An 11,749-nucleotide genomic window follows, 5' to 3' on the forward strand; every position below is an offset into this window, starting at 1 on the left:
CGCGGTCGAAGCGGGAGGAGAACTCAGCCGCGCTGGATCCCCGACGTGTCCTGCAGGACGCCACGACGGCCGTCCTGGGTCTGCGCGACGAGCGCCGGACCACGCTGCTCCACGGCCAAGTACCAGGTACCCGGCGCCAGTTCGGCGATCGGCGACGGCGAACCGTCCTCCGCGAACAGCGGCCGGGCCACCGGCACCGCGAACCAGAACGGCGAGAAGTCCCCGGCCGGAGCCGGCGCGGGCTGCCCGAACGGCTGCGCGGCCTGCGCCTGTTGGGGCGGAGTGCCGTACGAGGGCTGCTGCGGCGCACCGGCGCCCGGGTAGCCGTAACCACCGGGCGGCTGGGCGCCGTAGGGCTGCGGGGCGGCCGGCTTGGGGGCCGGGACGAGGGCGGCCTGGAGGGGCGGGAGCAGGGGGGTGGCGATGGCGCCGCCGGCCAGGACGAGGGCCGCGATGAAACCGAGGATGAGGCCGGCACCGGCGCTGACGTTGTCGCCGACGTCCACCAGCGTCCAGAACAGGGCCCACGCGGTGAGCACCGTGAACGCCACGCCGACTGTCCCGAGGTCCAGGCCCGCGACCTTGCGCGGCTGCGGCAGACAACGGTTGACGACGACGAGAGCGGCACCGATGACGCCGCCCATGTACGTGCCGAGGCCGTTGCCGAGGCTCGTCCACGCGGTGATGTCCAGGTCGATCCCGTTGGCCGTGTAGAACTTGAGGAAGGACGCGATGAAGAGCAATACCGCTGCTCCGATCACCACGCCGTCGCCTCGTGTGAGGGAGCGGATATTCACTTCAGGTCCTTCGTAGGTCGTCTCGTCGTCGGTTGACCCTATCGTCCACCCCGTCAGGGTGTCCGCCCGGATCAGCCCACTGATCGCTACCCGCGCAGGAAACTCACGATTCCCTCAGAGATTCCCTGCGCCGCCTTCTGTCGCCAGGCGCTGTTCGTCAGCAGTGCAGCATCATTGCTATCGCGCATGTTGCCGCACTCGATGAACACCTTGGGAACCGTTGACAGATTGAGACCGCCCAGGTCCTTACGCGTGACGAGACCGGTGCCGTCGCCGATGTAATTGGAGAACTGTTCGCCCGTCGCGCGACGGTAATCGCCCGCGATGCCCTTCCCGAGGATGGCCGAGGGGCCGACGATGGCGCGGGTGTCGGCGCCGCCCGCGTGGACCGACGCCGGCAGGATCACATGGAAGCCCCGGTCGCCGACCGGTGCGCCATCGGCGTGGATGGAGATCGCGGCGTCCGCGTGCGCGTCGTTCCCGATCCTGGCCCGCTGGTCGACGCACGGCCCCCAGGACGGGGAGTCGCCGTCGTGCGTCAACTTCACCGTGACGCCCTGCTGTTCGAGGATCGCCTTCAGCCGGTGGGACACGTCCATCGTGAACTGGGCTTCCGCGTAACCCGCGTTGGTCGACGTCCCGGTGGTGTCGCACTCCTTCCAGTTCGTGCCGATGTCCACCTTGCGGTTGATCTCGGCGCTGTGCTGGAAGTTGGTGACGTTGTGCCCCGGGTCGACGACGACGACCTTGCCCTTGAGGGGACTCGGCCCCGGCGGCTTGTCGTCGTTGGACGCGGTGCCCGACGGGGACACGGGCGCACTGGACGAGGGGGTGGAGGCGGAGGCCGTGTTGCCCGAGCTGTCGCCCGGGCCGCCGACGGCCTCGTACACGAACCACCCGATCAACGCCCCCGGGACCAGCGCGGCCAGCGCCACGGTCAGGGGCCCTCGACGGGGACGGCGGGGCTGCGGAGGATCGAAGTCCGGACCTACGTACGACACGGGAGCCACCCTAGCCGCCTCACAGGGTGGGTTTGCCGAAGCGGCAACAAGAGTCGTGGGGTGGCGGCGCCGGGGCGGAGGATCAAGGGACCAGCACCGTCACGGAGGTCACATGACCATGGTCAAGGAAGCCGTCCACCGGCTCGTCCCCGCCCCCGCCGGCCGCATCCACCTCGTGGAACAGGGCACCGGCCCCCTGGTCCTGCTGGTGCACGGCTTCCCGGAGTCCTGGTACTCGTGGCGCCACCAGCTCCCGGCACTGGCCGCGGCGGGCTTCCGCGCGGTCGCCGTCGACGTACGCGGCTACGGCCGCTCCTCGCGCCCCGAGGACGTGTCGGCGTACCGGATGCTCGACCTGGTCGAGGACACCGTGGCGGTCGTGCACGCGCTCGGCGAGCGGTCGGCGGTGATCGTCGGCCACGACTGGGGCGCGGGCATCGCGGCCCACTCCGCCCTCCTCAGGCCGGACGTCTTCCGAGCCGTAGGACTGCTGAGCGTCCCGTACACGCCCCGCGGCGGCCCGCGCCCCAGCGAGATCTTCGCCGGGATGGGCGGGGAGGAGGAGTTCTACGTCTCCTACTTCCAGCAGCCGGGCCGCGCCGAGGCCGAGATCGAACCGGACGTACGCGGCTGGCTCGCAGGTTTCTACGCCGCGTTCTCCGCCGACACGATGCCCCGACCGGGCGCCCCCGACCCGCACTTCGTGAGCAGGGACGGCGGTGGCACCCTGCGCGACCGCTTCCCGGCGTCGACACCCGCGTGGCTGGGCACGGACGAACTCGACGTCTACGCGGGGGAGTTCGAGCGCACGGGTCTGACCACCGCCCTGAACCGCTACCGCGCCATGGACCGCGACTGGGAGGACCTGGTGGCCTACGACGGCGCCCCGATCACCCAGCCGTCCCTGTTCCTGGGCGGTTCCCTGGACGCCTCCACCACCTGGCTGTCCGACGCGATCGCCGCGTACCCGGTGACCCTGCCCGGCCTGCGCGGTTCGCACATCCTGGAGGGCTGCGGCCACTGGATCCAGCAGGAACGCCCGGCCGAGGTCAACCAGCACCTGCTCAACTGGCTCGCCGGGCTGCCCAGTTGACCTCAGATACCGGTACCGGTACGCCGTAGGACCCGCAGGGAGTCCGTCGCCGACACCTCCGTGAACGCGCCGGACTCCAGCGCCCGGAGATACACCCGGTACGGCGCCTGTCCGGTGAACTCGTCCTCGGGTTCCGGAAACACGTCATGGATGGCCAGCAGCCCGCCCTCGGCGACATGGGGCGCCCACCCCTCGTAGTCCCCGTTCGCATGCTCGTCGGTGTGCCCACCGTCGATGAAGACGAGACCGAGGGGCGTGCCCCAGATCCGCGAGACCTGCGGTGACCGCCCGACGAGCGCGACCACGTGCTCCTCCAGCCCGGCCTTGTGCAGAGTGCGCCGGAACGTGGGCAGCGTGTCCATCAGCCCGGTCTCCGGGTCGACGGTCTCCGGGTCGTGATAGTCCCAGCCCGGCTGCTGCTCCTCGCTACCCCGGTGATGGTCCAGGGTGAGCGCGGTGACTCCGGCCTCGCGGGCGGCATCGGCGAGGAGGAGCGTGGAACGCCCGCAGTACGTCCCGACTTCGAGGAGGGGGAGGCCCAGGCCGCCGGCTTCCACGGCGGCGGCGTACAGGGCGAGCCCTTCACCGGCCGGCATGAACCCCTTGGCCGCCTCGAACGCGGCAAGGATCTCGGGCTTGGGTGTCGAGGGCACAGGGGTCCTTTCGGCGGGGCGTACGCATATGCTGCCGCACCCCCCGCCGAGCGATTCGACAGGGGGTGCGGTGCGGCTTTCGCCTTGAGGGGCGCGGGGCTGTGTCGATCCGCGGCTCCGCCGCGCGGGCGCGACCAGCCCCCACGCGCCCGCAGACAACGAACTACCGACTACGCGCTGACGGTCTCGCCGGGCAAGGACAGATCCAGGTCCACGGCAGCCTCGTCCCCGCCGTGCGTCGCGGAGGAGGCCAACGGACCGTGCCCCGAAGCCCGCGCCGCCAACACATACGCCCCCTGCGAAGGCACAGCGAGCACATAACTCCCGTCCTCCTCGGAGAGCGTCGCCCCCGCCTGCCGACCACGACGGTCGATCAGCGTGACCTTGGCCCGGGCGACCGGAACCCCGTCGGCGCTCAACACCCGCCCCCGGAACCCCCGCAGAACCTCCTCGGCCCGCTCAAGATTCGCCTGCTCCTCGCTGCTGAAGTTCAACTGCGGCGCACGATTCGGCTTGGGAAGGAACAGCGCCATCAACAGCCCGACAGCGACCGCACCCGTGGCGATCAGGAACGAGACGTGGAACCCGTGCATGGTCGGGACGGCAACCCCGCCCACGTGGTTCGCGGTGTTCGCCAGCACCATCCCGATCACCGCACTGGAGACGGACGTACCGATCGACCGCATGAGGGTGTTGAGCCCGTTCGCCGCACCGGTCTCGGACGCCGGCACCGCCCCCACGATCAACGCGGGAAGCGACGAGTACGCCAGCCCGATCCCCGCGCCGAGCACGACGGCGATGACCAGGGACTGCCAGGCCGCACTCATCAGGCCGAGTCCCGCGCCGTAGCCGATACCGATGATCAGCATGCCGAGGATCAGGGTGACCTTGGGACCGTACTTCGCCGAGAGACGGGCGTAGACGGGGGCCGTGAACATCATCGTCAGGCCGAGCGGTGCCACCAGCAGACCGGCGGTGACCATCGACTGGCCGAGACCGTAGCCCGTGGACTTCGGCAGCTGGAGGAGCTGGGGCAGGACGAGGGAGACGACGTAGAAGGAGACGCCGACCATGATCGAGGCGAGGTTGGTGAAGAGGACCGCCGGGCGGGCCGTGGTGCGCAGGTCGACCAGCGGGGCCTTCAGACGCAGCTCCATCACGCCCCACAGGAGCAGGACGGCGGCCGCCGCGGCGAACAGGCCGAGCGTGGTGCCCGAGGTCCAGCCCCAGTCGCTGCCCTTCGTGATGGGCAGGAGGAAGAGCACAAGGCCCGCGGAGAGACCGATCGCGCCGAGCACGTCGAAGGTGCCCTCCGCGCGCATCGGGGACTCCGGTACGACGAGGAGGGTCAGGCCGATCGCGAGGACACCGAGGCCGGCGGCGCCGTAGAAGAGGGCGTGCCAGTCGGCGTGCTGGGCGACGAGCGCCGCGGCGGGCAGCGCGAGGCCGCCGCCGACGCCGATCGAGGAACTCATCAGGGCCATCGCCGAGCCGAGCTTCTCGCGGGGCAGCATGTCGCGCATCAGGCCGATGCCGAGGGGTATCGCGCCCATGGCGAAGCCCTGGAGCGCGCGGCCCGCGATCATCGTGAGCAGGTCGCTGGTGAGGGCGCTGACCAGCGCTCCCACGACCATGATGGCCAGGCTGAGGATCAGCATCCGGCGCTTGCCGTAGAGGTCGCCGAGGCGGCCCATGATCGGCGTGGCGACGGCTCCGGACAGGAGGGTCGAGGTCAGGACCCAGGTGGCGTTGCTGGGCTCGGTGCTCAGCAGCTGCGGCAGGTCCTTGATGACCGGGACGAGCAGGGTCTGCATCACCGCGACAACGATGCCCGCGAAGGCGAGCACCGGCACGACGGCGCCGGACGGCCTCCGTGCGGGCTGGTCGGTCGACGTGTGCGTCATGAAGTGAGGCCTCCAGGCCTGGGGAGTGGGGTGGAACGTGGGTGGAACCGGTTGATCCGTGCGAGATAAGTGCACGGTAAACCTCGTATGCACGGGCAACTATTCCGATGCTTCGGCGTACTAACGAATCCTTGACCGTCCCATGAAGATCTGACCTGCCGTCAGCTCTGGCCATTTACTGAAACGTGTTCTAATCTCGCCCGCCATGAAGGCCTATGTCGCAGGCGTCGGGATGACGAGGTTCGAGAAGCCCGAGACCCGGGAGTGGCAGTACTGGGACATGGTCCGCGAGGCCGGGAACGCCGCCCTCGCCGACGCCGGGATCTCCTACGCCGACGTAGAACAGGTTCCCGTCGGCTACTGTTTCCAGCCCTCGACCGCCGGCCAGCGCGCCGCCTATGAGCTAGGTCTCACCGGCATCCCCGTCTACAACGTCAACAACAACTGCGCCACCGGCTCGACCGCGCTGATGCTGGCCCGGCAGCTCGTGGAGGGCGGGGCCGCCGACTGCGTCCTCGCGCTGGGCTTCGAGAAGATGAAGCGGGGCGCGTTGGGCGGCGGAGCGGACAGTGGGGACTTCTCGACCTCCCCCGTCGCCCGGCACTACGGCGTCATGGCCGCCCGGCACGGCTTCGAGATGACCCCGCCCACCGCCCAGATCTTCGGCGACGCGGCCCGCGAACACATGGAGAAGTACGGCACCACCGAGGCCCAGCTGGCCGCCGTCGCCGCCAAGAACCACCGGCACTCCGAGCACAACCCGTACGCCCAGTTCCAGGACGTGTACGACGTCGACGACATCCTCGCGGCACGGGTCGTCCACCGTCCGCTCACGAAGCTCCAGTGCTCACCGACTTCGGACGGAGCCGCGGCGGCGGTCGTGGTCTCCGAACGCTTCGCGGAGCAGCGGGAGTTGGTGAGGGGGTCGGGACCGGGTGCGGGCGCGGGCTCACTGGTCGAGATCGTCGCCCAGGCGATGACCACCGACACCGAGGACTCCTTCGCGTCCGGCTCGTGCATCGACGTCGTCGGACAGCCCATGTCCCGGGCCGCCGCCCGTCAGGTCTACGAACGGTCCGGACTCGGCATCGAGGACGTGGACGTCGTGGAACTCCACGACTGCTTCTCGATCAACGAGCTGCTGACGTACGAGGCGCTCGGCATGTGCGAGCCGGGGGAGTCGGGGAAGCTCGTCGAGTCCGGGGGGACGACCTACGGCGGGCGATGGGTGGTGAACCCGTCCGGCGGGCTGATCTCCAAGGGACATCCGCTGGGGGCCACCGGGATCGCCCAAGTCGCCGAGCTGGTATGGCAGTTGAGGGGAACGGCGGGGGAGCGACAGGTGCCGGGCGCCGAAGTGGGGCTCGCGCACAACATCGGATTGGGCGGGGCGGCCGTGGTGACCTTGCTGCGGGCCGTGTAGGTCCTGTGGTCTAGGTCCTGCGGCCCTCCCACCTCCGGGCGAAATGCCGATGCAAGGGGCGCGGGCGGGTTGAGAGTATGACCACCATGCCCCGAGCCGCTGACGTCTCCCGAATGTCCCGCCTGTTCCCCCGCGGCGCGGCACCGCCCGCCTGGCTGGTCGTGGCGCTCGCGTGTGCCGGACAGTTCCTCGTCGTGCTCGACGTGTCCGTCGTCAACGTGGCGCTGCCGTCGATGCGGACAGACCTGGGGATGAGCGCGTCCGGGCTGCAATGGGTGGTCAACGCGTACGCCATCGCCTTCGCCGGGTTCATGCTCCTCGGCGGCCGGGCCGGTGACCTCTACGGCCGCAAGCGGATGTTCCTGGTCGGGCTCGCGCTGTTCACCCTGGCCTCGCTGTGCGGCGGACTGGCCCAGGACGGCTGGCAGCTGCTGCTCGCCCGGGCCGTGCAGGGACTGGGGGCCGCGGTGCTGGCGCCCTCGACGCTGACCATCGTCACCTCGGCGGTGGCGGAGGGCGCGGCCCGCGCCCGGGCCATCGCCACCTGGACGGCCGTCGGCGCCGGTGGCGGGGCCGCGGGCGGACTCGTCGGCGGGGTCCTCGTGGACACCCTGTCCTGGCGGTGGGTGCTCCTCATCAACGTGCCCGTCGGCGCGGTGGTGCTGCTCAGCTCGCTGCGCCGGCTCCCGGAGAGCCGCGCCGGAGACCGGCGGCGACTCGACCTGCCCGGCGCCGTCCTGGTCACGGCGGGACTCGGCGTGCTGGCCTACGGCATCTCGCAGACCGAGGCCGAGGGCTGGACGGCCGCCGCCACCCTGGTGCCGCTGGCCGCCGGGCTCGCGCTCATCGCGCTCTTCCTCGTCGTCGAAGCGCGTACGGCGGCTCCGCTGATGCCGCTCGGACTGTTCCGGGCACGGGCGGTGTCGTCGGCGAACGCGGCGATGTTCCTGTCCGGCTCCGCGATGTTCTGCATGTGGTTCTTCATGACCCTGTACGCACAGAACGTGCTCGGGTACACCCCGCTGGAGGCGGGGCTCGCGCTGGTGCCGAGTTCACTGGCGGTCCTGCTCGGTTCCAAGTCGGCGCCCCGCTTCATGCCGGTGCTCGGCGCGCGCAACGTGGCCGTCATCGGGACGCTGCTCGCGGCGGTGGGCTTCGGCTGGCAGTCCCTGATGACCGCGCGGGGCGACTACCTGACCGAGATCATGTTCCCCGGAATCCTGATGATGCTCGGCGCCGGCCTGACGGCCACCCCGCTCGCCGCGCTCGCCACGTCCGGGGCCGCGCCGGGGGAGGCCGGGCTGGTCTCCGGGCTGATCAACACCTCGCGCACGATGGGCGGTTCGCTGGGGCTCGCTGTCATGTCGACGATCGCCGCGGCGCGTACGGCACGGGTGGCGGGCGCCGGTGGGGGGACGCCGGAGGCGCTGACGGAGGGGTACGCGCTGGCGTTCCGTACGGGGACGGGGGTGCTGCTCGGCGGGGTCGTGCTGATGGTGGTGTGGCTGCCGTGGGGGAAGGGGGCGGGGCCTGCTGTGGCACGGGTGAGCGCGAGCGCGAGTGCGGACGGGGAGGTCGTGGTGGACGCGGAGGGTGCGGGCCCGGCGGGGGGCTCGGACCCGGCGGTGGCCTCGGACGGTGCGGCTTCCACGAGTTTCGAGAAGTGAGGCGACGGTTTCGAGAAGTGAGGCGACGGTTTTTGAGAAGTGAGGCAACGGTCCGGGCGGCTCATGGACTCCTTTAGACATCTAGGAGGTGCCCATGGGGGATCGCAAGCAGGCTCGGGAGGCTCGGGACGACGGGTTCCAGAGCTTTGTCATCGGCCGCTGGCCGCGGCTGATGCGGAGCAGGTGAACTGAACTGGCCCTGAAGCAGGGCGTGTTGGTCCTGAGAGTGTCGTGACGCGCGACGGTGGATGTCGGCGGCCCGGAAAACGGTTCGCCGACTTCGCGGGGGCCCTGACACAGTGGCCCACCATGACGGACGTCGAGCTTGTCACCGCCGCGGAGTTGCGGCTCATGCAGGGGCTGGCGCAGCGTGTCACCGCCGTCCGTCCGGAGCTGGTGAACGCCGAAGCGATGTTCGGCGAGCTGGCCTGGAACTGGGGCAAGGGGCAGGCCGCCGACGACACGGGCCGACCGCGCCGGCTGTGGTTCTCCGGCGATGAACTGGTGGCGTGGGGCTGGGCCCGACTTCCGCACCGGGTGCGGCGGAACGACGGCTCGGTGAAGGACAACACCGAGGCCTGCCTCACGTATCAGGTCCACCCCGATCACGCCGGGCTCATCGACGAGGTGATCGACTGGTACGACGGCACGGCGGCGGGCATCGAGCGGACGGTGATGCCCAGCGCCTCCGACGAGGCCGCCCTGAAGCGATGGGTGGCACACGGCTACGAGACCGACTCGGCCGCACTCGGCGACACCGGTTCCTGGACCCAGCTCAACGAGCGGCACCTGACCGACCTGGAACAGCCGGTACTCCCGGAGGGGTTCAGCTTCCGCACCGCCGACGAGGCCGGCCCCGAAGCCGCGGTCCAGGCCCACCTCGACGCCTGGGCTCCCTCGGCCTACACGGCCGACAGCTACGCGAACGTCCGCCGGACACCGGGCTACCGCGGCGACCTGCACATCCTGGTGGAGGCACCGGACGGCACGATGGCCTCCTCGACCATCATGTGGCTCGACGAGGCGAACAGCACCGCCGAGTTCGAACCGGTCGGAACGCATCCGGAATACCGGCGACAAGGCCTGGCAAGAGCGATGCTCCTGCACGGGATGCACCGGGCACGAGCCTCCGGCGCCACCCACATGACGGTCGCCTGCCTGGGCGCACCGGGACATCCCCGAGCACGCGGCCTGTACTACGGCCTCGGTTTCCGGGAACTGTCCCGGGACGCACCGCTTGTGAAGGCTGGGGGCGTGGGGTGAGTTCTTGAAAAGTGTGGCCGGCGTGGCCGGGGCTGCCGTCCTGGTGGGTCTGGGGCGGGGTGCCGGCATGGTTTCACCGGGTCCCTGGGGTGGTGCCCTTTCCGTGTCGACTCCCGGCCTGTACGCGGGAGTTGGCTGGGTTCGTGCGAGTGTCCTGGATGCTTGCTGACCTGGGTTTTCGGTCTGTCCGCTTCTACGATCGGCGTATCGGAGAGGGGGTTCGGATGGACCGGACGGATCGGGACCGGCATGGGCGGGACATACGCACGGTCGACGACGTACTCCGGCTCCTGGACGGGTTGTTCGCGCTGGAGGCCGACCGTTGGAGTTCGCGAGGTGCCTCCTGGTGGGACGGGTTCTATGCCGACCGTGACAGGCCGGTGCCGTTCTTTGTGGCCAAGCCGGACGAGAACCTGGTCGGATATTTCGACCGGGGGCTGATAGGCGGCGGCCGTGCTCTGGACCTGGGGTGTGGTCCGGGGCGCAACGCACTTCAACTGGCCGCGCGGGGCTTCGAGGTGGACGGGGTGGATCTGTCGCCTACGGCTGTCGCTTGGGCGGAGGATCGGGCAAGGGAGGCGGGAGTGGGGGGAGGGGAGGGGAGGGGGAGGGCCCCCAGGTTCGGTTCCACTGCGGGGACGTGTTCGCCCTCCCCCGTACCGAACTCCCCGGCCCCTACGACCTCGTCTACGACTCCGGGTGTTTCCACCATCTGCCCCCGCACCGGCGCATCAGCTACCTCGCCCTGCTGGACCAGGTCCTCGCACCCGGCGGGCACTTCGCGCTCACGTGCTTCGCTGCGGGCGGGATGGGGTCCGAGCTGCCCGATGCCGAGTTCTATCGCGGCTCCGGGCTTCAGGGTGGGTTGGCCTACACGGCTGATGAACTGCGGTGGATATTCGGGGAGTTGGAGGTGGTCGAGGTGCGTCGGATGCGCGACGAAACGGACGCTTCGCCGTGCTTCGGGGAGGACTTCCTCTGGACGGCGTTGTTCCGCCGGGGGGCCGGAGCGTAGGGCGGCGGCGAGCCGGGGCGGCCGGGGGCTACAGCCAGCCCTGTTGGCGGGCCTCTCGCATGGCCTCCATGCGGTTGCGGGTGGCCGTTTTGCCGATCGCTGACGAGAGGTAGTTGCGGACGGTCGACTCGGAGAGGTGGAGCTTCGTGGCGATGTCGGAGACCGTCGCGCCGTCCACCGAGGCCTTGAGGACGTCGCACTCGCGGGCGGTGAGGGGATTGGGGCCCGCGCTCAACGCGGCGGCGGCCAGGGCCGGGTCGATGACCGTCTCGCCGGTCAGGACGCGGCGGATCGCGGCGGCGAGGTCCTCGACCGGGCCGTCCTTCACCAGGAAGCCGGCCGCGCCCGCCTCCATCGCCCGGCGCAGATAACCGGGGCGGCCGAAGGTCGTGAGGATCAACACCCGGCAGTCCGGGGCCTGTTCGCGGAGTTCGGCGGCGGCTTCCAGACCGCTCATGCCGGGGAGTTCGATGTCGAGGAGGGCGACGTCGGGGCGGTGGGTCAGGGCGGCGTCCACGATCGTGTCACCCCTCCCGACCTGGGCGACGACCTCCAGGTCCGCCTCCATGCCGAGCAGTAGGGCGAGCGCGCCCCGCATCATGCCCTGGTCCTCGGCGAGCAGCACTCTGACGGACTTGGCGGGCCGGTGGTTCCGGGGCATCTCATCCACGGGGCAAGAGTAAGGCCCAGGTCGACCCGGGGCGGTTGTCAAAAACTCTTCATTGTTCGCGTCCGCGAGTCTTGACGGTCTCCGGCTGCGGGCAAACAATCGCCTCGGCATTCTGCAATCGCCCCGGGAATTTCCCGATCCGAGCCGCTTTTCGGAAAACTTTCGACAGTTCGACATTTCGATCGCGAATTGGTTCGGCATTTCGATCGAACAATGTTCGGTATATCGACCATGCCGATCGGGCGCCGACGCTCCACCCGCAC

At 70.1% G+C, this 11,749-nt stretch carries 9 protein-coding genes and 1 pseudogene; 5 read left to right on the plus strand and 5 right to left on the minus strand.

The window, feature by feature from the left end; all coding sequences use genetic code 11:
• Positions 1 to 23: 23 nt before the first annotated feature.
• Positions 24 to 797: a hypothetical protein gene (locus tag OG226_RS34200; protein WP_328683651.1), complete on the minus strand. Its 774-nt coding sequence runs from the start codon at positions 795 to 797 to the stop codon at positions 24 to 26.
• A gap of 86 nt (positions 798 to 883) precedes the next feature.
• The gene (locus OG226_RS34205; RefSeq protein ID WP_329351044.1) at positions 884 to 1,798 is read right to left on the minus strand and encodes an N-acetylmuramoyl-L-alanine amidase; all 915 of its coding nucleotides are present in this window, start codon (positions 1,796 to 1,798) and stop codon (positions 884 to 886) included.
• A gap of 112 nt (positions 1,799 to 1,910) precedes the next feature.
• Between OG226_RS34205 and OG226_RS34210 the strand changes: the two genes are divergently transcribed.
• A complete protein-coding gene (locus OG226_RS34210) occupies positions 1,911 to 2,891 on the plus strand; it encodes an alpha/beta fold hydrolase (protein WP_329351045.1) in 981 nt (326 codons plus the stop codon).
• Positions 2,892 to 2,893: 2 nt separating this feature from the next.
• On the opposite strand, the gene OG226_RS34215 is transcribed toward OG226_RS34210, so the two are convergent.
• Together OG226_RS34215 and OG226_RS34220 are read right to left on the minus strand one after the other, a co-directional pair.
• Complete coding sequence (locus OG226_RS34215) at positions 2,894 to 3,544, minus strand: class I SAM-dependent methyltransferase (RefSeq protein ID WP_328683654.1); 651 nt, start codon at positions 3,542 to 3,544, stop codon at positions 2,894 to 2,896.
• A 170-nt stretch (positions 3,545 to 3,714) separates the two neighbouring features.
• Complete coding sequence (locus tag OG226_RS34220; RefSeq protein WP_328683655.1) at positions 3,715 to 5,448, minus strand: MFS transporter; 1,734 nt, start codon at positions 5,446 to 5,448, stop codon at positions 3,715 to 3,717.
• A 205-nt stretch (positions 5,449 to 5,653) separates the two neighbouring features.
• Here OG226_RS34220 and OG226_RS34225 point away from each other — a divergent pair, with 205 nt between their 5' ends.
• The 4 genes and pseudogenes from OG226_RS34225 (at position 5,654) to OG226_RS34240 (ending at position 10,816) form a co-directional block, all read left to right on the plus strand.
• The gene (locus OG226_RS34225; RefSeq protein ID WP_328683656.1) at positions 5,654 to 6,871 is read left to right on the plus strand and encodes a lipid-transfer protein; all 1,218 of its coding nucleotides are present in this window, start codon (positions 5,654 to 5,656) and stop codon (positions 6,869 to 6,871) included.
• A gap of 113 nt (positions 6,872 to 6,984) precedes the next feature.
• Positions 6,985 to 8,538: an MFS transporter gene (locus tag OG226_RS34230; protein WP_329353604.1), complete on the plus strand. Its 1,554-nt coding sequence runs from the start codon at positions 6,985 to 6,987 to the stop codon at positions 8,536 to 8,538.
• Positions 8,539 to 8,847: 309 nt separating this feature from the next.
• Entirely contained in the window at positions 8,848 to 9,801 is a 954-nt protein-coding gene (locus OG226_RS34235; RefSeq protein ID WP_329351046.1) for a GNAT family N-acetyltransferase, read from the plus strand.
• Positions 9,802 to 10,025: 224 nt separating this feature from the next.
• Positions 10,026 to 10,816 (plus strand): annotated as a pseudogene (locus OG226_RS34240) (class I SAM-dependent methyltransferase).
• A 28-nt stretch (positions 10,817 to 10,844) separates the two neighbouring features.
• Here the strand turns inward: OG226_RS34240 and OG226_RS34245 are convergent.
• Complete coding sequence (locus OG226_RS34245; RefSeq protein WP_329353606.1) at positions 10,845 to 11,477, minus strand: response regulator transcription factor; 633 nt, start codon at positions 11,475 to 11,477, stop codon at positions 10,845 to 10,847.
• Positions 11,478 to 11,749 lie beyond the last annotated feature (272 nt).

The sequence above is a fragment of the Streptomyces sp. NBC_01261 genome (assembly GCF_036226385.1).
Classification (GTDB): Bacteria; Actinomycetota; Actinomycetes; order Streptomycetales; family Streptomycetaceae; genus Streptomyces.